Annotated in this window: 17 protein-coding genes and 1 rRNA gene; 8 read left to right on the top strand and 10 right to left on the bottom strand. The window is 31.6% G+C overall.

Annotation, left to right across the window (positions count from 1 at the left end; all coding sequences use genetic code 11):
- The 5 genes from B4J88_RS00805 to B4J88_RS00785 form a co-directional block, all read right to left on the bottom strand.
- Positions 1-353: ribosomal RNA gene (locus tag B4J88_RS00805) — 16S ribosomal RNA — on the bottom strand; the annotation flags it as partial.
- A gap of 977 nt (positions 354-1,330) precedes the next feature.
- Positions 1,331-2,272, bottom strand: a complete 942-nt coding sequence (locus tag B4J88_RS00800) for a YihY/virulence factor BrkB family protein (protein WP_114999060.1) — start codon at positions 2,270-2,272, stop codon at positions 1,331-1,333.
- 99 nt (positions 2,273-2,371) lie between these two features.
- The gene (locus B4J88_RS00795; RefSeq protein ID WP_291065892.1) at positions 2,372-3,976 is read right to left on the bottom strand and encodes a pyruvate dehydrogenase complex dihydrolipoamide acetyltransferase; all 1,605 of its coding nucleotides are present in this window, start codon (positions 3,974-3,976) and stop codon (positions 2,372-2,374) included.
- A 5-nt stretch (positions 3,977-3,981) separates the two neighbouring features.
- Positions 3,982-4,986: a pyruvate dehydrogenase (acetyl-transferring) E1 component subunit alpha gene (pdhA, locus tag B4J88_RS00790; protein ID WP_291065890.1), complete on the bottom strand. Its 1,005-nt coding sequence runs from the start codon at positions 4,984-4,986 to the stop codon at positions 3,982-3,984.
- Positions 4,987-5,042: 56 nt separating this feature from the next.
- Positions 5,043-5,516 carry a cytidine deaminase gene (locus B4J88_RS00785; protein ID WP_038337075.1) on the bottom strand — a complete coding sequence of 158 codons (474 nt, stop codon included), beginning with the start codon at positions 5,514-5,516 and terminating at the stop codon, positions 5,043-5,045.
- Between the two features lie 107 nt (positions 5,517-5,623).
- On the opposite strand from B4J88_RS00785, the gene B4J88_RS00780 reads away from it, so the two are divergent.
- Positions 5,624-7,150 (top strand): YifB family Mg chelatase-like AAA ATPase, encoded by a 1,527-nt coding sequence (locus B4J88_RS00780; RefSeq protein WP_291065889.1) that lies wholly within the window; start codon positions 5,624-5,626, stop codon positions 7,148-7,150.
- Between the two features lie 79 nt (positions 7,151-7,229).
- Here B4J88_RS00780 and B4J88_RS00775 read toward each other — a convergent pair whose 3' ends face one another.
- Both B4J88_RS00775 and B4J88_RS00770 read right to left on the bottom strand, forming a co-directional pair.
- The gene (locus tag B4J88_RS00775) at positions 7,230-10,148 is read right to left on the bottom strand and encodes a VIT domain-containing protein (RefSeq protein WP_291065887.1); all 2,919 of its coding nucleotides are present in this window, start codon (positions 10,146-10,148) and stop codon (positions 7,230-7,232) included.
- Positions 10,149-10,628: 480 nt separating this feature from the next.
- Entirely contained in the window at positions 10,629-11,603 is a 975-nt protein-coding gene (locus B4J88_RS00770; protein ID WP_038337083.1) for a PhoH family protein, read from the bottom strand.
- A gap of 76 nt (positions 11,604-11,679) precedes the next feature.
- On the opposite strand from B4J88_RS00770, the gene B4J88_RS00765 reads away from it, so the two are divergent.
- The 5 genes from B4J88_RS00765 (at position 11,680) to B4J88_RS00745 (ending at position 18,359) form a co-directional block, all read left to right on the top strand.
- Complete coding sequence (locus B4J88_RS00765) at positions 11,680-12,522, top strand: SAM hydrolase/SAM-dependent halogenase family protein (protein ID WP_291065885.1); 843 nt, start codon at positions 11,680-11,682, stop codon at positions 12,520-12,522.
- A 40-nt stretch (positions 12,523-12,562) separates the two neighbouring features.
- Entirely contained in the window at positions 12,563-13,108 is a 546-nt protein-coding gene (locus B4J88_RS00760) for a CopD family protein (protein ID WP_135835241.1), read from the top strand.
- Position 13,109: 1 nt separating this feature from the next.
- Entirely contained in the window at positions 13,110-13,838 is a 729-nt protein-coding gene (locus B4J88_RS00755; RefSeq protein ID WP_291065883.1) for an ABC transporter permease subunit, read from the top strand.
- A gap of 4 nt (positions 13,839-13,842) precedes the next feature.
- Entirely contained in the window at positions 13,843-15,510 is a 1,668-nt protein-coding gene (gene gldG / locus B4J88_RS00750; RefSeq protein ID WP_291065881.1) for a gliding motility-associated ABC transporter substrate-binding protein GldG, read from the top strand.
- A 236-nt stretch (positions 15,511-15,746) separates the two neighbouring features.
- Complete coding sequence (locus B4J88_RS00745; protein WP_291065879.1) at positions 15,747-18,359, top strand: gliding motility-associated C-terminal domain-containing protein; 2,613 nt, start codon at positions 15,747-15,749, stop codon at positions 18,357-18,359.
- A 54-nt stretch (positions 18,360-18,413) separates the two neighbouring features.
- On the opposite strand, the gene B4J88_RS00740 is transcribed toward B4J88_RS00745, so the two are convergent.
- The gene (locus B4J88_RS00740; protein ID WP_114999046.1) at positions 18,414-18,764 is read right to left on the bottom strand and encodes a 4Fe-4S dicluster domain-containing protein; all 351 of its coding nucleotides are present in this window, start codon (positions 18,762-18,764) and stop codon (positions 18,414-18,416) included.
- 62 nt (positions 18,765-18,826) lie between these two features.
- On the opposite strand from B4J88_RS00740, the gene B4J88_RS00735 reads away from it, so the two are divergent.
- The gene (locus B4J88_RS00735) at positions 18,827-19,888 is read left to right on the top strand and encodes an acyl-CoA reductase (protein ID WP_291065878.1); all 1,062 of its coding nucleotides are present in this window, start codon (positions 18,827-18,829) and stop codon (positions 19,886-19,888) included.
- 55 nt (positions 19,889-19,943) lie between these two features.
- On the opposite strand, the gene B4J88_RS00730 is transcribed toward B4J88_RS00735, so the two are convergent.
- Positions 19,944-20,981 (bottom strand): hypothetical protein, encoded by a 1,038-nt coding sequence (locus B4J88_RS00730; protein WP_291065877.1) that lies wholly within the window; start codon positions 20,979-20,981, stop codon positions 19,944-19,946.
- Between the two features lie 105 nt (positions 20,982-21,086).
- Positions 21,087-23,177, bottom strand: a complete 2,091-nt coding sequence (locus tag B4J88_RS00725) for an outer membrane beta-barrel protein (RefSeq protein WP_291065875.1) — start codon at positions 23,175-23,177, stop codon at positions 21,087-21,089.
- A 115-nt stretch (positions 23,178-23,292) separates the two neighbouring features.
- On the opposite strand from B4J88_RS00725, the gene B4J88_RS00720 reads away from it, so the two are divergent.
- A complete protein-coding gene (locus B4J88_RS00720) occupies positions 23,293-24,438 on the top strand; it encodes an acyl-CoA reductase (RefSeq protein WP_291065872.1) in 1,146 nt (381 codons plus the stop codon).
- The last annotated feature ends 99 nt before the right edge of the window (positions 24,439-24,537 follow it).

Genomic DNA, 24,537 nt, shown 5'->3' with positions numbered 1-24,537 from the left:
TACTGTTGCCGCCCTTTCGGGTCTGGTCCGTTTCTCAGTACCAGGCTTGCGTTTCACCCTCTCAAGCCCCCTCAAGGTCATCGTCTTGGTGATCCGTTACCTCACCAGCTAACTATGCTAACGCTTGCCTATTCTATGGCGTTAAATCGTTCAAAATCTAAAGTTGCAATTAAATCTGTTATAAAGTATTAAGCCTCCTTTCGAAGGGATTGCCTTTTCAGTGGTGGGATTTGCATACGAGTTTCGCACCCGTGCGCGGATAGCTAGTTCCCGAAAGAACTATACCCCTCGGCTTGCATGTGTTAAGCCTCCCGCTAGCGTTCATCCTGAGCCAGGATCAAACTCTCCATTGTAATTTTTCTTTTGGTATTGCTACCTATGTTTTTACAACTTCGAATTTCCTATAGCTCCATTATTCAAGGATTGACTTCGTTTTATTCGGCTATTTTTTCTTCTGTATATTTTATAATTTCAAATGAACTTCTCATTTAGCAAACCCTCTCGGTATTTGCGATTGCAAAGGTAATACTTATTTTTTAACTAACAAATTTTATTTCGAAAATTTTTAAAGTTTTTATTTTAATAAGTCAATTTTACTTTCGCTCTCAAACCCCTCTCGGAATCGGTTCGCAAAGGTAATACTTATTTCTAAACTCGCAAATTTATTTTTAAATAATTTTTGTCGCTATATAAGTCCCTATGTCAATTTCAATACTACTCGTCTTTCGTATTGAGGTTGCAAATATACGCCTGCATTATTCGTTTTTCCAAACCAACTTTACATTTATTTTACATTCTTCTCTTAAGTGATTGGTATGATGGGAAATATTTTTTGAAATGTTTGACGGATTACGCTAAACGGCAGACGAAATAGAGAGATTTATGTAAAAAATTAATATTTACTTTCATTTTTTTCTTGATAAAAAAACATTTGAGATTAAGAGGAAAAATCATGAGATGATTTTGGGTATTAAAATCAAGACCTCAACAAAAAGGCTAAAATGAAGCATTCTGCGCGAAAAGATTTAAAAACCTATCGGCTAAATCTTTTTCTTCGCTTCGAACTTTTCATTTATGAACGCCTTTTTATTGAATGGTCGTTTTAAATTTCGTTAAATTAAGATAACTCTTCTTTAATTATTAATAGAATGTAATACTGAAACAAATTCAGTACTACAGAATAAACTTTAGTTTTTACTGCAAAGGATGATTAGACGATGATGGTTTGCTGAATTAAGCAAAGCAACAGCGGATACTTTTGGGTTATCGACTCGGGAGAAATTGTCGCGAAGCGAGAATAACTATTCAAAAAAAGGCATTCAATATATTATTAATCGATGCTTTCGTAATCGTGTTTTTCTGCAATATGATCAATAAAAGATACTTTTCTGAGCTTCGCATTTCGTTTTGGAATAATAGGGTAACCTTTGGCTTCGGCAAATACTTTTGTGAATTTTGCGCCGAAATATAGAATTGTTGCAACATAATAAATCCACAACAAAAGAATAACCAACGAACCTGCCGATCCAAAAATGGTAGAATATTTGGAGTTCGCGATATAAATACCAATTAAATATTTTGCAATAAAGAATAGAATCGCCGTAAAAACAGCTCCTACAAAAGCTGGCTTTGCTTTGATACGTGCATCGGGAAGAATTTTGAAAAGAATATAAAATATCAAAATCGAGATTGAAATACTCAATGTATTATTAAGAAGAATCACTGTGGTCTTCGTCATAATGGTATCGAGTTCGAAAAGACTGAAAATTTCTTCGCCAAATGATACTAAAACACTGTTGAGAATTACCGTTGCGATAAGTACGATTCCAAGCGATAGAATGATAAGAAACGAAAGTCCTCTATTGATCACAAATTTTAACCATGCTCTTCTTGGAACTGCTTCGACACGCCAAATGAGATTGAGGCTATCTTGCATATCGGTAAACATTGTTGTAGAACCAAAAATCAAAATTCCGATACCTATATATAATGCAAGCGAACTATCTCCTGAAATGGTAGAATTTGTGACAAAATTTTGTACAGCTAAAGCGACATCTGGACCAACAATATTTTTAAGCTCATAAAACATTCGGTTTTCGATAGCATCTTTCTTAAAGAATAAACTTGCACTGGAAATTACAATCAGAATTAATGGAGAAAGTGAAAATAATGCGTAATAAGTTAACGAAGCACTCAATTTCATAATTCGGTCTTCACCAAATTCGACAATTGTCTGTTTTAAAATATTAAAGTAAAATTTTAGTTGCTTCATTAAATTGGTTTAGAGATTAAAGATACAAATTCATAAAATCTATAACAAAAAAAAGACCATTCGATGAATGGTCTTTAAAAATATATCTTAAATCTTAGCTTACACTAACATTGTAACAGGATTTTCGATGTACATTCTTAGCGTTTGTAAGAATTGTGCACCTGTTGCTCCGTCTACTGTTCTGTGATCACAAGCTAAAGATAATTTCATTGTGTTACCAACTACAATTTGTCCGTCTTTTACAACTGGTTTTTGAATAATTGAACCAACTGATAAGATACAAGAGTTTGGTTGATTGATAATCGATGTGAATGATTCGATTCCAAACATTCCTAAGTTAGAAACTGAGAAAGTAGATTTGTCCATTTCGTCAGCTTTTAATTTACGATCTCTTGCACGACCTGCATAATCTTTAACCTCAGCAGAAATTTGAGCAAATGATTTTTGATCTGTATTTTTAACAACAGGAACCAATAAACCATCTTCTACAGCTACTGCAACACCAATATTGATATCTCCGTGTTGAATAATTTCTGCATCTGTCCAAGTAGAATTTACAGCTGGATGTTTGCGTAATGCCATAGCACATGCTTTAACAACCATATCGTTGAACGAAATTTTAGTATCTGGAACAGAGTTTAATTGTTTACGCGCTTCGATTGCGTTATCCATATCCAACTCAACATTTAAATAATAATGAGGAGCTGTAAATTTAGATTCAGCCAAACGTTTTGCGATAACTTTTCTCATTTGAGAATTTGGAATCACTTTATCTTCTCCAGAAACAAAAGTTTGAGCAGGTTTAACTGATTCAGATTTTGCTTCCGCTTTTGGTTGAGCAGATGGTTGATAATTTTCGATATCTTTTTTCACTATACGTCCATTATCACCAGAACCTTTCACCTCAGCTAAATTAATTCCTTTATCTTTTGCAATTGTTTTTGCTAATGGAGATGCAAAAATACGATCAGAAGAAGAAGTTTCTTCAACCTTATTATTTACATCTAATTGTACAACTACTGGTTTTTCGTCATCAACAACTTCTGTAGAAGCTGCTGGAGCAGCAACTTTACCTCCGTTTGCTACAATTGCAGAAACATCAGTACCAGCTTCACCAATAATTGCTAAAACAGAATCTACTGGCGCAGGCTCGTTCACTTTAGCACCTTGATATAATAAAACACCATCAAATTCTGATTCGAATTCTTGCACTGCTTTATCTGTTTCAATTTCTGCTAAAATATCACCTTCCGCAACTTGATCTCCAACATTTTTGTGCCAAACAACTACAGTTCCTTCCTCCATTGTATCAGAAAGACGAGGCATTGTAATTACTTCCACATTTGCAGGAATTTCTGCAGCAGGTTTTGCTTCTTCTGTTTTTGTTTCGCTGGGAGTTGATTTTTCTTCTTTAACTTCGGTAGTTGCTTTTGCTCCACCTCCAATTAAACCTGAAATATCTTCTCCTTCATTTCCAATAATTGCTAAAACTTCATCAACATTTGTTGATATACCTTCTGCAACACCTTGATATAATAATACTCCGTCAAATTCTGATTCGAATTCTTGGATTGCTTTATCTGTTTCGATTTCTGCTAAGATATCACCCTCAGCAATTTTATCTCCTACATTTTTGTGCCATTTTACAACAGTTCCTTCTTCCATTGTATCGCTTAAGCGAGGCATTGTAATAATTTCTGCCATGGTTTTTAGTTGTTTTCGATTTTATCTAAGAATGGATAATTTTCTTCTGAATAGATATAATCATACATTACGTGTTCTTCTGGATAGTTAGAGCTTTCTGCAAATTCTGCACATTCTTCTACCATCACTTTTACTTCATCAATAATTGCATCTAATTGTTCTTTAGTTGCCCAATTGTTTACTAAGATATGATTCTCAACATTCAAGATTGGATCTTCTTGTTTGTACTCTTCCACCTCTTCTTTTGTACGATAAGGCTCAGCATCAGACATAGAGTGACCTCTATAACGATATGTACGTACATCTAAGAAAGTTGGTCCATCTCCACGACGCGCTCTTTCAATAGCTTCGTAAGCTGCTTCTGCAACTTTTACAGGATCCATACCATCTACAGGCATACAAGGCATTTCGTATCCTAAACCTAATTTCCAAATATCTTCGTGGTTAGCAGTACGAGAAACAGAAGTTCCCATAGCGTATTGATTGTTTTCGCAAACAAAAACAACTGGTAATTTCCAGTTCATCGCCATGTTAAATGTTTCATGTAATGTACCTTGACGAGTTGCGCCATCTCCCATTAAACAGATTGTAACACCATCGCGATTAAAGAATTTATCACCAAAAGCGATTCCTGCTCCTAATGGAATTTGCCCACCAACGATTCCGTGTCCACCATAAAAATTATGCTCTTTACTGAAAACGTGCATAGATCCTCCTAAACCATGAGAAGTTCCTGTTTCTTTACCACATAATTCAGCCAAAATACGTTTTGGGTCTACACCCAAAGCCATAGGCCAAACGTGACAACGATAAGCAGTAATCACATGATCTACACCAGGTTTCATTGCATGAATAAAACCAGCTGGTAAAGCTTCTTGTCCATTGTATAAATGTAAGAAACCTCTAATTTTTTGCTTTAAATATAATGAACGACACTTATCTTCGAAGCGACGCCAAAAAGTCATATCACGATACCATTGTAGGTACGTTTCTTGCGTTAATTTTTCCATAATTGCACAATTCCGTTGGAACAAATTTAAACTAATCTATTTAGTGTACAAAATTGCTACCCTAAAAATTCGTCAGTAAAATGCAATGGAAGCAAATCTTTAGCAGAATTTATCACCAAAACATCGCCTTCTTTTCCAGATAAAATAATTTCGATTGGTTGCGATTGCTTCTTTTCGATCTCTAAAATATATTGACGACACATCCCGCATGGAGGCAATGGATAATTGACATTTGGCGTAGAAACAGCCAATTTTTCAATCTTAATATTCGGGAAGTTTGCATTTACATAAGCCAATAAACCTCTTTCGGCACAAGTTCCGACTGGGTACGAAGCATTTTCTTGATTTGAACTCGAAAAAATTTCTCCATTTTCTAATTGAACAGATGCACCAACATTGAAATTAGAATAAGGAGCATATGCATTCAACGAAATATCATAAGCCTCTTCTACTACTTTTTTTTGTTCTGCTGCAAGCTCAGATTTACTCTCGAATCGTTCAAATTCAAAAGAATATTTTTCTTTTTTCATATAGAATTTACACCGAAGTGTGTTATTTAATTAATTATTAAACACTTAAATCCTTTCAGCTATTTTATTCAATAGAAAAAGGAAGTAAATTTATAAAAAAAGATTTTATGTTGGTAAAAATTTTTGCAAGTGCTATTTTCGGAGTTTCCGCACAAACCATTATTGTGGAAGTTAATATTGATCAAGGTGTCGGGTATCATTTGGTTGGTTTGCCCGATAGCGCAATAAAAGAAAGTAATTTTAGGATAAATGCTGCACTAAAAAATTCTAATTTGAAATTACCTGGTAAAAAAATCACGATTAATATGGCGCCAGCAGATTTACAAAAAGAAGGTTCTGCCTATGATTTACCAATCGCAATTGGAATTTTAGCAGCTTCGGAGCAAGTAAATTCTGAACAACTCCATAAATTTATAATGATGGGCGAATTATCGCTAGATGGTTCACTTCGACCTATAAAAGGTGCATTGCCGATTGCAATACAAGCAAAAGAAGAAGGTTTCGAAGGAATTATTTTACCCAAACAAAATGCAGACGAAGCAGCTGTTGTAGAAGGAATCGATGTTTTTGCGGTTAATAACATCAGAGAAGTTGTTGATTATTTTAACGAAGAAATCATTTTACAACCTCATCAAGTTAATTTAGATGATTATTTTTTTAGTGAAATGAATAATTATCCTTTCGATTTTGCTGATGTAAAAGGTCAAGAAAATGTAAAACGTGCGATGGAAATCGCTGCTGCAGGAGGACATAACATTATTTTGATCGGTCCTCCAGGAAGTGGAAAAACAATGTTAGCCAAACGAATTGCTTCAATTCTTCCGAAAATGACCGTACAAGAAGCGCTCGAAACAACAAAAATTCATAGCGTTGCTGGAAAATTATCTAACAAATCATTAATTGTAAGTCGTCCTTTTTCTAGTCCACATCATTCTATATCGGATGTCGCCTTAGTCGGCGGTGGTTCTTATCCACAACCTGGAGAAATTTCTTTGGCGCATAATGGTGTTTTGTTTTTGGATGAATTACCCGAATTTAAGCGAACTGTTTTAGAAGTTATGCGTCAACCTTTGGAAGATCGAGAAGTCACAATTTCGAGGGCAAAATTCACTGTGAATTATCCTGCGAGTTTTATGTTAGTAGCTTCTATGAATCCAAGTCCGAGCGGTTATTTTATGGATGATCCAAACAACACTTCCTCTTTAGCGGAAATGCAACGTTATATGAATAAAATTTCTGGACCACTTTTGGACCGAATTGATTTACATATCGAAGTGAATCCTGTTCCGTTTGATGATTTGTCGCAAGAACGTCGTGGCGAAAAAAGTGCTGTGATTCGTGAACGTGTCATTAATGCAAGAAATATCCAGACCAAACGATTTGAAAATACAAAAGTCCATTACAACTCGCAAATGGGACCAAAAGAGTTGGATACTTTTTGTGATTTAGATGATCATTCGAAGCATTTAATCAAAGTTGTTATGGAAAAATTAAATCTTTCTGCTCGTGCGTATGATCGAATTATTAGGGTTGGACGAACAATTGCAGATTTAGATAATTCTGAAACTATTCTTTCAAAACATATTAGTGAAGCTATTCAGTATAGAAGTTTGGATCGAAATCAGTGGATGTGAGTTTAATTATTAATGATGAATGATGAATGATGCGTTATGCAAAAAAAAGGAATCTCTTTCAAGATTCCTTTTCCATTTACTAAAATTCAAATTCACCAACCAAAATTCCTTCGCCGCCAGAATTTGGCTTGTTATTCTGGAAAGTAATCATTTTCTTCACTTGTTTTCCTGAGCTATACATCAAGTAAATCTCTGCCGAAATAGTTGTTGGCCCTGAAATACTCATTTGTCTTTCTCCGAAAAAATTCGTTTCTATTTTATATTTTCCTTTGATCGCTTTTTTTAACATAAATTGTTCTGGTCCGAAACCTTGCGTCACATCCTCACTCATTCGTCCACCAATCGCAGTTGTACGATGTCCGTAAAAACATTTCTCGCCATTTGGATCCGTCACCCACAAATCAATATCGGTCATATCTTTATTCCAATTCATCACCACACGAATATCAACCGGAATATCAACAATGATATCTTTATTAATTTTCGATAAATTCAATTCTTTTCGATGAAGCGAAATCAAATTATTAACTTCAGGAACAATAATCTCCGTAATATCTCGATCACGATTGGCAATTTCTATCGAATAATCGTTGGTCAATACTTTATATAAATGCTCTAAAGCCGATTGATATTGCTCATTATCTTGTAACGCCAACGCATAATCTCTATAACTTTGCGCATCAAAAGGTCGCCAATCTAATACTTTTTTCGTGATAAATAATTCTGTTTGATACTCCTCAATTTCTTTCAATTTGTACGCTAACATTTTATACAATTCTGCATCTTCTAAACCTAGATCTGCAATCGAGCTTAAAATTTTAAGACCAGTTTCTTTTTCTTTTTTCTGAAAGAAAAATGTTGCCACATCAAAATAATAAGCAGGCGTTTCGGCATAATCTTTTCTCAAATCTAAATAAGTTTGATATGGATTTTTAGACGCTTCTATCAACTTCATGTATTCTTTATCCGATTTTACATTGACTATTTTAATTTCTGGAACCGAAGCAGATGATACATCTTTCATTTTTTTATCAGAAACAAGATTAGCCGAAGCATAACCTAAACTTCTCGATTCTCTTCTCACTCCATTTGCCGTAACTACCATAGCTTGTATATCTGCAGAAACTTCTCTTTCTTCAATTGCAATCCCTTCCGCTCTTCCTTCTAATGCAACTGAAACTAAAACAGAATCCGCAACAGGTTTTGGATATTTTGGTTTTACATATTTAAAATCTTTCTTCCACCACTCTTTCAATTCCTTTGCTTTCGCAATTGCATTTTTCAACAAATCAGCTTTTCGAGTTTCTTTTTGTTCAAAACCTTGTTTCGATAATTTATTAAATTCACTTTGCAATTCCGCTGGTGGATTGATTTTATATTTCACATAATCCGAAACATTTTCCAAAACAATCAAACTTGTGTTCGACGTCACAATCGAAAATTGTTTCCCAATTTCTTCAATTTCAGTTTTATTTTGCTCTGGATTCAATTCCAAATAATTCACTTTACTCTGCGCCCAAATTTTACTGATTTCAAGATTTTGAGTTGCTTTACTCAAATCCAATTCTTTGTTGAATTCCACTTTTCCATTTCGTCCAAACATCATCGTTAATTTTGCATTTGGATACTGAGAAATTCCCGAAATAGAAATTCCATTACTCACATCATTTGTCGAAATTGGATAAACTTCTCCTGCTGTATTGTTGATAATTCCTAAGAATTGAACCGAACTTTCATTGATTTGTTTGAACGCATTTTCTACAGAATTTTCATTTAGATTGATAAATTTTCCTCCAACTTTTTGCGCAATCATTTTCAAAACGCCATAATTAGAAGTCGGCGAAGACGCAATTGTATAGAAAGGTTTATCGATATTAAATATATTCGAGCCAAAAGATGAAATTCCATCCGAAAATAAAAGATATTCGTCTGCTTTAAGGTTTGTTGGAAGAATTTTCGCATAATTTGTTCCTCCATCATACGTCACATTTTCCAAATATTTTTTCAATTCTGACCAATCACCATTTTTAATTTGAAACAATCTCGATTTTTCCAAAGAAATATTCAACAACGAAACTTCAATATTTATATTTTTTTGTTGAGAAATAATTTTATCTAAAAATTCTAATTCTTTTTGATGATTTCGTTTCAAACCACTCAACGAATTATCCCAAATAACTCCGATATTTTTCGACCAAACTTTAGGTTGAGATTTTGCTTCAACCAATAAATTAGCATAAAAATAAACCGAACCATCTACATTTTTCTGAACAAAAGATTCTACATTATTCGGCGATTTCGGAAGATTAATTAGTAATGATTTTTTAGGCGTAAAATCTGTTTTCGACAAATTTGCTTCATATATATTACTATTTTCAGAAAAACTGAACGAACCATCTGGTGTTTCAATTAATTGCGGTTTTCCAGCAGCATTGTACACTTTTGTTGTCAAATTAAACTTCGCAATCTTCTTCGAAGAATCTAATGGCAAATGATATTCATACGACGATTTATCCAATTTCAATTCTTGGTAATATGACAACTGAATCGTACGCGAACCTTTTGCTGGAATCGGAGAAATTCGAGTTCGGAAATTATTTCCTTCTACTTTTTCGATAATTCCAGGATCGATATTTTGCTTCTGAATACTTTCGAAAACCTCAACCGCACGCGCTTTTGTAACGGGAACTGCATTTCGCAATTTTCCATTAATATCAATTGCATATCCACTAACCGTCGTGTTTTCGGGCAAAGGGAAAACTAAATTCCCTTCGAGATTTCGACTTGATGAATTTGTAAAAACTAAAGTTGTTGTCGTTTTGGCCAAATTTCCAAAAATCTCAACTTGCACATCCATCGATTGCAAACTCACAGAATTTTCGTCTGGACGTTCACCTATTTCGATACGCGGAAATCCGATTCGAATATCTTGCGCATTTATTTTTGTAGAAAAAAACATTCCAACAAAAACAAAGAAAAAAGAAAATAACTTTTTCATATTGTTTGATTTGTAAGTTAGATGCAACAAATTACAAAAAGGTTGGTTGATGTGAAAAAGTTTTAAGTGTTGAGTTGTTAGTTATAAGTTTATTTCAGATTTCCCCTTTTATCGGAATGACATTTACTTGATTCGCATTATCAAAATTATCTTTCTGAACTTTATTTTAGAATCGAATATTTTTTACAAAAATTAGAAATAAATCATTATATTTGATTGAATTACAATTTATAATAAAATAAAAAACATATTATATATAACGGGATTAGTTTTAATATTAACTTCAATTTTATTAATCTTAGAATTTTCTGATTCTAATAGAATGAGCTTAATTGCAGGAATGATTTTGCCAATAGGATTAGCCTTTAACATTTTAGGTTTTACTTTAAAAACTAATCCACTAAAAGAATAAATTTAATATTCTGCCATAAATATTAAATCGAAAAGCCAATTGCTCTTAGAAACAATTGGCTTTTTGATTTATTTTTTAATATCTATTTTCTCTCGCTCTTTATCTTCACTCACTTTGTAAGCTTTCAAGACTTCGCGAACAATTTTGTGTCGAACAACATCTTTATCATCCAAATAAATAAATCCGATATCTTTTACATCTTTCAATATATTAATCGCTTCACGTAAACCAGATTTTTGTTTTGGTGGTAAATCGACCTGACCAGGATCTCCTGTGATAATAAATTTAGAATTTTTTCCCATACGCGTCAAAAACATTTTCATCTGAGCATAGGTTGTATTTTGTGCTTCATCAAGAATTACAAAAGCTCCGTCCAACGTTCGACCACGCATAAATGCTAAAGGCGCAACTTCTATCACTCCTTTTTCGGTATAAGACGAAAGTTTCTCGAACGGAATCATATCTTTCAACGCATCGTACAAAGGTTGTAAATATGGATCTAATTTATCTTTCATATCACCTGGTAAAAAACCTAAATTTTCTCCAGCTTCTACAGCAGGACGCGTCATAATAATTCGGCGAACTTCTTTGTTCTTCAACGCTTGTACCGCCAACGCAACAGCCGTATAGGTTTTTCCCGTACCAGCAGGTCCAATTGCAAACACCATATCTTTGTTGTAAACAGTTTGCACTAGCTTTTGTTGATTAGGCGTTTGAGGTTTGATGATTTTACCATTTACACCGTGTACAATAATTTCATCTTCTTTTTTCATTTGAAGCATTTCATTATTATCTTCGGTCATAATGATTTCGAGTTCGCGATCAGATAGTCGATTGTATTTGTGAATATGCTGAATTACTCGTTGCATTTTTTGGTCAAATACTTTCAGAACATCTTCATTTCCAAATACTGTCAACTCTCTTCCGCGAGCAACAATCTTTAATTTTGGATAATATTCTTTGATTCTTTTTAGATGTTCATTATTAGCACCATAAAAATCTTGAGCATTAATTTCGGCTAATTCAATATTAATTTCTGTCAAATGAGATTGTTTTTTTGGTTCACTTACACAAAAATAAAGAATAATAAACAATATATTTGCTAATTATTAGAGAATAGTGGCAATTATTACATTAACATCGGATTTTGGAGTCAAAGATTACTTTGTTTCTAGCGTTAAAGGCGCAATTCTAAAGGAATTGGCCGATGTTACAATTGTAGATATTTCGCATCATGTTAATCCTTATGATTTATCTGAAGCAGCCTATATCATTCGTAATTCTTACGAGGAATTTCCTGAAGGAACTATACATATTATTGGGATTAATGCCTTAAGTACGCCTTATCAGAAGCCTATTTGTGCATTAATCAATCATCATTATTTTATTTGTGCAGATAATGGAATTTTATCCTTGATTTGTCAAAAAAATCAACCAGAAGAAATTTACGAAATCACTGCTTATCCAGAAGGAATAGACAGTTTATTTCCAATGAAAAATTGTTTTGTGCCAGTTGCATGTCACTTGGCGCGCGGCGGAGTTCCTGCTCTTTTAGGGAACAAACGTACCGAAATGAAACAATTGAATGAGTTGAAACCAATTTATCGCGATGATAAATTTATCATAGGAAATGTGATTTATATTGATCATTTTGGGAATGTTGTGAGTAATATTTCGAAAGATTTTTTCGATGAAATTGCACAAGACAGAAAATATAAAATTTTGCTTCGTCAGAAAGATTTCTCGATGACAGATATTACGGTTATTTATGAGCATTACAACGAAGTTGTACAAGATTTTAACAAAGAAGTGCAAGCTTTTGGGCGAACATTGTGTTTGTTTAATTCGGCAGGTTTCTTAGAAGTTACGCTTTACAAAAGTAATCCAACGATATCAGGAGGTGCAAATCAGTTAATGGGATTGAAGAAAAACGATACAATTACAATTGAATTTGAAAATTAACGCTGAGAAAATTTAGTATTAGAGAGTTTACAATAACTATATGACTTATAATTATTTAATATACAAAGCAATACACGTTATCTTCGTGGTAAGTTACTTTGCTGGTTTATTTTACATTGTTCGTTTGATGATTTATCATACAGAAACACAACAAATGGAAGAACCAAAAAAATCAATTTTGCAGGATCAATATACCTACATGGAGAAAAAATTATGGAATGTAATTACCGCTCCTGCTTTGGTTATTTTGATTACAATGGGATTGAATATGCTTTACAAAAATCAAGGTTTATTACAAATGCCGTGGATGAAAAGTAAATTAGGAATGATAAGTGTTTTATTAATTTATCATTTTTGGTGCTGGCGAACGTTGAAACAAATCCAAAATAAAGTTTTCAAATACACTTCTGTTCAACTGCGAATGATGAATGAATTGGCGACTATTTTATTATTTGTTATCGTGTTTGCTGTGATTCAAAAAACAGATTTTGGTCGAGATTGGTATTGGTCAATTGTCAGTTTCTTTGGTTGTGGTATACTACTTATGCTTATTGTGCGTTTAATTAATCGTAATAATAAAAAATAACATGTGGACAATCTTCAAAAAAGAGTTTTCCAATTTTTATTTAGGCTTCACCGCTTATTTAGCAACCGCAACATTTGTTATCGTTTCGGTTTTATTCCTTTGGTTTTTTGATAACGAATTCAATGTTTTCAATACAGGAAATGCAACTTTAAATAGTTTTTTCTTTGTCGGACCTTGGATTTTTCTATTCATGATTCCTGCTTTAACCATGAAATTAATCGCGGAAGAGCAAGCAAATGGAACATTATTGTGGTTATTCACACTACCTATAAAAAATAACCAAATTATTTGGGGCAAATATTTAACTGTCGTTTCAGTTGTCGTTTTTTGTCTGCTTTCAACTTTCTTGTTTACGATTACGTTGCAAGAATTTTTGATGCCCGAACAAGAATTAGATTACGGAACAATTTTTTCTGGTTATTTAGGACTTTTCTTTCTAGGAAGTTTATTCGCCGCAATTGGTTTATTTACCTCATCTATCACCAAAAATCAAGTAATGGCTTATGTTTTGGCGGTTTTCTTTTGCTTCATTATTTTTTATGGATTCGAAAGTTTAGCATCATATAATTTACTTGGTTCGATGGATTTCTATGTTCAAAAAATTGGAAGTTTTACACATTACAACCAGTTTTTGAAAGGAATTATTGACACACGAGATTTACTTTACTTTTTTATTTTGATTGGAATTTTAAATCAAATTTCAATCGTTAATCTTGAAAATAAAAAATAGTGTCATGAAAAAATTAAACAAAAAACATCTAATTACTTTCATCGCATTTATCGCGCTTTTTATCATCGCTCAATTTTTTTATACGCGAATTGACATGACAAAAGACAAACGTTTTACGTTAACTTCTACAACCGAAAAATTGGTAGAAAATGTAAAACAACCGCTTAAAATTGAAATTCTTTTGGGTGGAGATTTAACGGGTGATTACAGAATTTTGAAGAATGAAATTCAGTTTTTATTAGACGAACTTCGCGAAAAAAACAGCAATATTTCGTATTCTTTTATTGATCCTGCCGATTTAGGACAAGCCGAATTAGAGCAAAATAAATTGGCTCCAGTTCCGATTAAAACAGATAAAGGAATTTTGAATGTTTATCCGTACGCAAAATTAACTTACGGCGACAAATCGACTTATATGGAGGTTTTGGTCAATGATCCTTCTACTCCATTTGATAAATTAGCGTTGGCTTCAACAGAAAAATTAGAATATTTATTTGCCGAAAAAATTCAGAAAGCAACCAATTTTGAGCGCAAACGAGTTGGCTTTATCGTTCATCATGATGAATTACCAGAAGCAAATATTCAAGGATTAGGTTCTGCTTTGTCAGAAAAATATGATGTGGAGATTTATCTAAATCCAATTGCAAACAAATCGTTTACTTTACAACCTTCTGATTTGGATAGTTTGAAACGTTTTGACGCCTTAATTGTCGCTAAACCTACATTACCTTTTTCTGATATGGATAAATTGGTTTTGGATCAATATATCATGAATGGTGGAAAAATGATGATGGCTGTAGAAACTGTCGATGCTGAAATGGATTCTATTTTCCGAAGTGGAAAAATCGTTGCTTTTCCAAGAGATTTGAAGTTAAATGATTTCTTATTCAATTATGGTGTTCGTATTCATCCGGCTGTTATAAAGGATATGAATGGGGCGCAAATTGTTTTGGCTGATGGTGAAACGGCTGGAAATACAAGTTACAATTATTACAATTGGCCTTATTTTGAGTTAGGAATTAAAGGGGAAGAAAACCCAATTACAAGTTCGATCGATCCGGTTTTATTCCAATTTGCAAATCCTATCGAATTGTTGAAAAATCCAAATATTAAGCAAACCGTTTTATTAAGTTCTTCTGAACAATCAAGTTTGAAACCTGCATTAAATTATATTCAATTAAACGAAGTAGAAATCGAGAATCCTGAAGAATATAAAATGGGTAAAATTCCGATGGCAGTTTTGTTAGAAGGTAATTTCAATTCGGCTTATGCTTCGCGTTATGAACGTAAGGAATTTCCGAATTTCAAACCGAAAACTACCGATGGAAAAATGATAGTCATTTCGGACGGAGATGTTTTGAAAAATGCTTTGTGGAGAGGAATTCCGATGCAATTAGGAGAAAATAAATTTTCGGTTCGTCCAGATAATCCAGACGGAAAACCGAAAACATACGCCAACCAAACATTTATAATGAATGCGATGGATTATTTATTAGGCGATTCTGATTTCTTGGCTTTACGTAATCGTAAATTAGAAATTCCGTTGTTAAGTGAAACGACTGTTTTACAAGAAAAATCTACTTGGCAAATGATTAATTTACTTGTTCCAACTGCTATTATCGGCTTGTTCGCTGGAATTGGATTTTGGATTAGAAAGAAAAGATATTCATAAAAATTCGAGTTTCGAAGCTCGAGTTTCGAAATTAATAAAATGCAATAGGGATTGAGTGGAAATCTTTTTTTGATAACTGAACGAAGTCGAAGTTTGAGAAAAAGATTGCAACGGAAAGCCCGCCCGAAGGGATTGCCCAAAATTTAAAAAACCTCAAGTAAATAACTTGAGTTTTTTTTAGTTTTAAATAAAAGAATTACCTATTTTTAATTCACACTAATATGAATTAAAATTTAATGAACAATCTATATAAATTTATTTTAACCTTATTACTAACCTTTACAATTCCTATTTTATTATATAGTCAAATTCACGTAAAAGAAACTTCTACTGGAAATGGCTCTGGAGCTAATTGGAATAATGCTATCTCATATGAAAATTTAACTAATAACATAAATTCAATAACTAATAGAAATACAAACATTTCAATAAAATTATATCAAGGTAATTTCTCTGCTAGAAATGTTATTGATTTTCGCGGTTTTTTTAAAGTTGAAATAACAGGTGGTTATATATATGAAATTGATCCAGAAACAGGTGGTTGGTTAGAAAGAACTGGTAATGAAACAACATCGGTTATTAATGGTCAAAATGCAACAAAGCTGTTTAAGTTTGAAAATAATTTAGAAGTAACATTAAAAAATTTCACTTCTAAAAATGCTAATTCTACATCATTAACAGAAAAAGGTTCTTCTGCTTCTTTTATTAATTCTCCTAATCTAACATTGAATTTAGAAAATATTATTTTTGCAGAAAACAATTTATCTAATACAAGCTCAGTTTATATAAATAATATAAATGAAATAAAAACCGATTTTGTCCAATTTAATGACAACAGGGCTATAAACAATTCTACAAATAATGGTAGTGCTTTTTATATAGAAAATGTAAATAAAGTAACTTTAGAAAATACCACTTTTAAAAATAATTCTTCATCTTCAAATGGTGCTGCTTTATATTTGAAAAATCTTGATAATGTAAAAATTGAACAAATTGTTGGTAATAATACTTCGAGTACCGATGTTTATAATTTTGAAAATAATATAAGTTTAGAAAATGGTGGAGCTATCTATAATAATAATAGTAATCTAACTTTAACTGCTATTTATTTCAAAGAAAATGAAAGTAGAAAAAATGGTGGAGCTATTTATAGCACACCAAACTCTAAAAACTATCTAAATAGAATTCATTTCATTGGAAATAAAGCAATAATTGGTGGAGCTATTTATAATGAAAGTAATTCAGATTTTAAAATCATTAGCTCTTTATTCTATAATAACAGAGCGTCTAATTATGCTGGTGCTATATATAACAAAAAAAATCTTCTGATTACTAATGCAACTATTGTAAATAATTCTAACTCTGCTATCGTATATGCTCAAAATTCTAAAAATATCATCTATAATAGTATTTTCTATTTAAATGGGAGAACAGGCAACTTAAATAAAGACATTTCTTCTGAAATATTAAATGATAATTCAGCTACAAATGATATCCAAAATAATATTGTAGAGGATTACTCTACCGCAAATAACATCAGAGGAAATCCTAAATTTGTAAATGACAATTCTGATTTTACTCTACAAATTTCTAGTCCAGCTTTCAATACAGGAAGTGAACGTTTATTTCAACAAATCGCAGGAGGTGCTACTTCTCTTTTTCATGATATTGACAAAAGAAATAGATATTATGGATTATCTGTAGATATGGGTGCTTATGAATTAACTTTTGATATCAATACACTTTTTCCTGATTGTCCAAATATTATATCTCCATATGATAATGAAGAAAATGTTATTTTGAAACCTAGTCTTAAATGGGAAAAAATAAATAATGCTAATCAATATAATTTAATAATTCAAGAAGATAATCAGAGTGATCCAACAATTCAAACTGATGTTTTAGATAATTCCACACCAAGCAATAATACTATTACATTTTCTCAAATAGCAAACGATTTAACACCCAACACTTGGTATAATGTAAAAATACACCCAGAAAATACATTAATAGGAATGAAACGTGAAACTTGTCCTGTTTTTAGATTTAAAACAATGGATGTACCTACCATTCCAAATTGTACAACAGCAACATTACCTGCAAATGGAGAATCAAATGTTTCATTAAATCCGACAATTAAATGGAATAAAATCGCAAATGCCACTTCCTATCAATTAATCATTGGAACATCCCAAAATGGAAATGATATTTTGGAAATAAATTTAGGTAACGTTGATACATATACTATTTCTACTTCATTATCTTATAATATGACTTATTATGTAAGAGTAATAGCAATTAATAATATTGGTCCTGCAATATCTTGTTCTAATATTTCATTTACTACTTTACTACCTCCTGATCCGTGTGAAAAAGTTAAACTATCATTAAAAATTACAAAAAATGAAGTTACAGTAAATGTTACTAATGCTAATCAACCTATTAAATACCGAATAGATAATGGACAATGGACGACATCCAACACATTTACTGATGTTTCTAAAGGCTTACATAAAATCGAAATACAAACTGCTGAAGGTTGTATTAAAGAGATATTATTTGAAATCCCCAATTTTTATAATTTCATCTCGCCAAACAATGATGGAAAAAATGACGAAATTGATTTTTCATTCCTTAAATTAAAAGAAAAATCTTCTGTTTTAATCGTTGATCGTTTCGGAAAAACTGTATTCAAAGACAATGGAGAAAATAATTTTATTTGGAAAGGAAAACAAGCCAACGGAATGAACTTACCAACAGATACTTATTGGTATTATTTAGAATGGAATGAACTAAATTCTGAAACAAAAAACAAATTACAAGGCTGGATTTTACTCAAAAATAAATAACAAAAAAAACCTCTCAAATTCTGAGAGGTTTTTATATGTAAAGTTGTGACGATTTTACTCTAAGTGCATAAACGCTTTTTTACTCAAAAGGCGCTCTTCGCTTTCTACGTGGTTATCATCAGGCACACAACAATCCACCGGACAAACTGCCGCACATTGTGGTTCTTCGTGGAAACCTTTACATTCAGTACATTTATCGGGAACAATGTAATAAACCTCATCACTCACAGGATCTTGCACCGCATCAGCGTCAAAAGTTGCGCCGTCTACGTTTACAATTGTTCCGCTAAGAGAAGTTCCATCAGAATATTTCCAATCTACCGCAGCTTCATAAATCGCGTTATTTGGACATTCTGGCTCACAAGCTCCACAATTTATACATTCATCTGTAATAATTATAGCCATTGTATCTGTTTTTTTATTTCCTACATTTGCAACTACAAAATTACATTTAATTTTCAGAAAAAATGACATTTGAACAAAGGATTTCAGCATTTAACGAATTGGGGCAGTTTTTTAATTTTATTATAAATAATGATTCGATTAAAGACGCGGAACTGACAGAAAAATTCGTGAATTGGAAAGAAGAAGCTGAATATGCAGTGAGCGATGCAGAAGCCTACAACAATTGGTTTACAAAAGATAATATTACGTTAGCCTTGAAAAGTTGGGCAGAAGCTTTAACGGAAGAAAATTTATTGGCTTGGTCGAAAGATTATCCATTTGCTGAAACGCCAAGAAATGTTGGAATTATAATGGCTGGAAATTTACCTTTGGTTGGTTTTCATGATTTGCTTTCTGTTGTTATCTCTGGAAATAATGCGTTGATTAAAACTTCGTCTAAAGATGATAAATTAATCAAATTAGCGATAAAATATTTGTATTCGATTGATGAAAATTTCAAATCGATTATTCAAACTGTTGAACGATTAGAAAATTATGATGCGGTTATTGCAACAGGAAGTAATAACACGGCACGTTATTTTGAACAATATTTTGGTCAAGTTCCTAACATTATTCGTAAAAATAGAACTTCGGTTGCTGTATTGAATGGTTCGGAAACTGATGAAGAATTGAAAAAATTGGGTAACGACTTATTCATTTATTTTGGATTAGGTTGCCGAAATGTGACGAAACTTTATGTAAAAGATGAAGCGCAATTACCAAAAATTTTCGAAGCTATTTTTTCTTATGGCGATGTGATTAATCATCCTAAATATGCAAATAATTACGATTATAATCGTGCAATATTTTTGTTAGGAAAAGATGAATTTTTAGACAATAATTTTGTTCTGATAAAAAAAGACACAGCTTTACATTCTCCAATTGCAGTTGTAAATTTTGAAGTTTATAAAGATATAAATGATGTTAAAAATTATTTGATCGAAAATGAAGATCAAATACAATGTGTGGTTGGAAATGACATGAAAGATAATCCGAATTATGTTGAATTTGGACAAACTCAATTTCCGAAATTAACTGATTACGCTGATAATATTGATACATTAAAATTCTTAGCTGAATTATAAATTATAAAAAATCCCTCACTTTTTTGTGAGGGATTTTTTATAATTTTATTCGAAACTAAAATTGATTTTTAATATTTCTATTTAGATTAATTGATCTCATAAATTTCGGAAATGGCTTAGTGTCAAAATTAAATGTTTGTATTTTATAAAGAAAATCTATTTTAATGTCTTCTTTATTTTCTTCCACAAGATTCATTGTGAATTTTACTTCAGATTCTTTCAGAACCCAACTATCTAAATATGGTCTATATTTGAAAGACATCACCCCATCTCTCTGCAATGGATAATTATTGTTCGTTTTAATTTCATTTTTAAGCCTTAAAACATATTCAACTACAGAAAAAGATTCTTTATCTATTAATAAATAATTTTTTTCATCTTCACTTTTATCCAAATAAACTTCATACATTGGCTTATCAGCATATTTAGTAAAAACAAGTTTGGTATTGATGTATTCATTCTTTAATAGATTTTTATACATTAATTTAAATCCTTCATAAAGATATAAATGTTTAAAATAATCCGAAGTTTCAAATGTTAGATCTGATGTCGACGAACCTTTTTCGTATTTATTTTTAACTTCTCCCGAAGATTTTACTTTTACCTTCCCTTTATCAAATTTAAATTGTAAATCTAAATTTATAAAACTTTCATAAACTGTATCTATTTTATATTTCTGAGTTAAATCAACCAAAAAATAATATTTATCTACATTAAAATTCTTTTCATAATTCTCGATTACTTTCTTTAATACATCTACTGGCTTCAAATTAGAAACTACTGTTTCTTCTAATTCTATTTTTGGAATTTTCCTTAACCTTACATTTAAATCAGATTTTATAGTCGAAACTTTTATAATAAGATCTTGATAATCTTTTTTAGAAATAATTAACTCATCTGTAACATCAACATTACTCAAATCGACAATAGCTTTTCCTTCTTTTCCTGAAACAAAATTTTTTGTTGATTTTTTAAAATAAACATCTGAATCATCAATTGGTAAACTATTTGAAACATCTATGATTGTAAGATTTACAATCTGTGCATTTACAAATAAAGAAAACAATATAAAAAACAAGAACATTTTTTTCATAAGTATTTATTGATGAAATAAATGTAATTATTTATTATGTAATAAAAAAAGCATCATGCCCAAACATTATTCAGAATGATGCTCTTCTTTTTAAAATAAATCTGATTAAAACGTTGCTGCACCTGCAGTTGCGTTTTCTAATTTTCGGTTGATATTTGTTTTTTTACCTGTAGCAAAATCAAAGCTCAAACCAACGACAAACATCGATTTATTATCCCAAATTTTACCTACACGAGAATAATCCACATATTGTTTGTCCATCGTTTTTTGCTTGTAAGTCGATGGCATTCCAATCCAATACATTCCAGTAGAAAAAGTCCAATTATTGTATTTATAACTTGCAAAAGCATGGTTCATGTTTTCTTGTGTGTACAACAAAGCTCCGCCTAATGTGTAATACGGAATATTAAATTGATAATCTACACGAAAGTTTTTGTAAACAGATGATAATGCAAAATAATTTCCGATATAATCATTCTTCAAAATTCTACCATCTTTCGTTTTGAAACGTTCTGTTGCTGGCGCTACATTCACTTTTACAGTTAAAATATCTGTTCCAAAAGGTTTGATAGAACCTGTAATTTGAACACCGTAACGTTGCGAATTTTGAGCATTCTCGTAGGTTAATTTATATCCTTCTACATTTCCATTTATGATATTTTGCAAATACAATTGATTAATTGGATCTTTTGTATAATGATAAAATGCATTTGTATTTAAATCAAAATATTTTGAATTGAAAGAGTAAATCAAATTATTTCCAAACGATTTCTGAATGGTTAAATACGGATTTCCTTCTTGTGTAATGTTTTCTACAACCTGAATCACGTTTTTACTCAATGCCGAATTCCAAGGACTGGTTGGTTTGTATGAACTCGAAAAACGTAAATTTTGATTCTTCGCTAATTCATAACCCAATACTAATTTTGGTGTAAACGTCCACGTATCTGTGTTTGTATCTTCATTCTTGTTATGAACATTCGTTAATCCAACACCCAAACGATATGACAACTTTTTCGCTTTTCCAGAATATTCAGAATAGATATATTGTTCTAAATAATTTACTTTATTATTCGAAGGACCATTTAAGTTTTCTAATTTATTATCAATTGAATTATTCGAAATTCGATAACCAGAATTTAATTTTCCTTTCTCGAAACTATGTGTATACGCTATTTCTCCTACAATTCCTTTTTGATCAGCTTCTAAATTTGTCAAATAATTATATTGTTCAGCACCAGAAATTGTTTCCCATTCGCGCGTTTCGTCAATCGATTTCGTTGTATACATCGATCCAACTACATTTAAACTTAACTCATCTTTCTTTCCTAATTTTCTCGAATAATAAAGATCTAATGTTGGTTTTGAATAATTAGAATTAGAATGTTTATAGGTTGAATGATTGTTTAATAAACTATTTTGATAGAACAAACTTGTTCCATTCGCATAAGCAAAACTCGAACTGATATTCATATCCAACTTTGCTTGAAAAGCATATTTATCCGAATCCGAATTGGTATATCGCAATGCAATTGTTTGATCCGTATATCCAAAATATTCGTTGCGCTGATTTTCTGTTCTGTAATGAATATTATTTAAGTTATAATCATAAATATTCATCGAAGTACGATCTTTATAATCTCTCAGATAAATGTTATACTCTAATCCAAAGTTACTTTTTCCTTTCGTAAAATTCGCATAAGCAGAACCATTTATAAAACCTGTTGTAAACGCCGAAGTGAGATCCGCACCATATACATAACCATTTTCTGGATTACGCGTAATCAAATTCACCACTTGATCTGCACGATTTGCATAACGCGCTGGCGGAATATCAAAATACTCAACACGCACCACATCTTGCGGTTTCACAGCACGAATTTGATTATCTGTTGCCTCAATTCCATTAATCAATAACAAAGTCGTTCCACCTTTTGTACTTTGTATCGTATTCGAAATTGGATCAACTTGTAATTCTGGTAACGTATTTAACAAATCTTTTGCGTAACGCGCTTTTTCCAACGCTTCTTTATCGAAGGTATAAACTGTTTTGTCCGCAAACATTTTTTTGCGTTGCGATTGAACTAAAACTTCTTTTATTTCGATTGGATTATAGTCGGTTGAGTCCTGCTTTTCATCTTGTCCAAAAGCAAAAATTCCTGATAATGTAACAGCAAGTACAAAAAATTTCTTCATGGTTAATTCTTCTATTAAGAGTTAGTGTATATTTATATGACGCATGAAGAACAAATAAGTTACATAAGAATTGCAATTATTTTTGATAACTTTACGCTAAACAAGATTTTTGAGTTTGAAAAAATTATTTCTTTTTATCGCACTTTTTACAAGTTTCAATTTATTATATGCGCAAGAGCAAGCCGAACGTTCGTTGACAGAATATCGTGTCGAAAGTTTTCAAACGCCTTTAGTTACGAAAAAAATGCTATACGATTGGTTAGGAAAATGGGACAATGTTTTGTACACTGAAAACAATCAACCGTTGTTAGTTTGGTCAAATAAAAATATCATTAATGAATCCAATGAAACTTTTACTTTGATTGCATCGAGTGTAGAAAATGATGAAGAAATGTATGGAACTGTTCAAGTTTTGACGAGTAAGAAACAAGATGCTTTAGCGAAAGATTATCCTTTTGCTGAAACGCAAAAAAATGTCGGAATTATCATGGCTGGGAATTTACCTTTGGTTGGTTTTCATGATTTACTTTCTGTTGTTATTTCTGGAAATAATGCGTTGATTAAAACTTCGTCTAAAGATGATAAATTAATCAAATTAGCGATAAAATATTTGTATTCGATTGATGAAAATTTCAAATCGATTATTCAAACTGTTGAACGATTAGAAAATTTTGATGCAGTTATTGCAACTGGAAGTAATAACACGGCACGTTATTTTGAACAATATTTTGGAAAAGTTCCTAACATTATTCGTAAAAATAGAACTTCGGTTGCTGTATTGAATGGTTCGGAAACTGATGAAGAGTTGAAAAAATTGGGTAACGACTTATTCATTTATTTTGGATTAGGTTGCCGAAATGTGACGAAACTTTATGTAAAAGATGAAGCACAATTACCAAAAATATTCGAAGCTATTTTTTCTTGGGGTGATGTGATTAACCATCCTAAATATGCAAATAATTACGATTATAATCGTGCAATATTTTTGTTAGGAAAAGATGAATTTTTAGACAATAATTTTGTTCTAATGAAAAAAGATCCAGCTTTACATTCTCCTATTGCAGTTGTAAATTTTGAAGTTTATGAAGATGTGAATGATGTAAAAAATTATTTGATCGAAAATGAGAATCAAATACAATGCGTGGTTGGAAACGATATGAAAGACAATTCGAATTATGTTGAATTTGGGCAAACTCAATTCCCGAAATTAACTGATTATGCCGATAATATTGATACGCTGAAATTTTTGGCGGAGTTATAAATATTAGAAAGCTAAAATTTATACTTATTAAAAACAATTAATATGTCTTGTTGAACTCGTTTCAACATCACAGTCAAATAATAAATAAACAAAAAGAGA

It is taken from the genome of Empedobacter sp. UBA5036 (assembly GCF_002415215.1).
GTDB classification, from domain to species: Bacteria; Bacteroidota; Bacteroidia; order Flavobacteriales; family Weeksellaceae; genus Empedobacter; species Empedobacter falsenii_B.
This window is presented reverse-complemented; position numbering and strand designations above follow the sequence as displayed.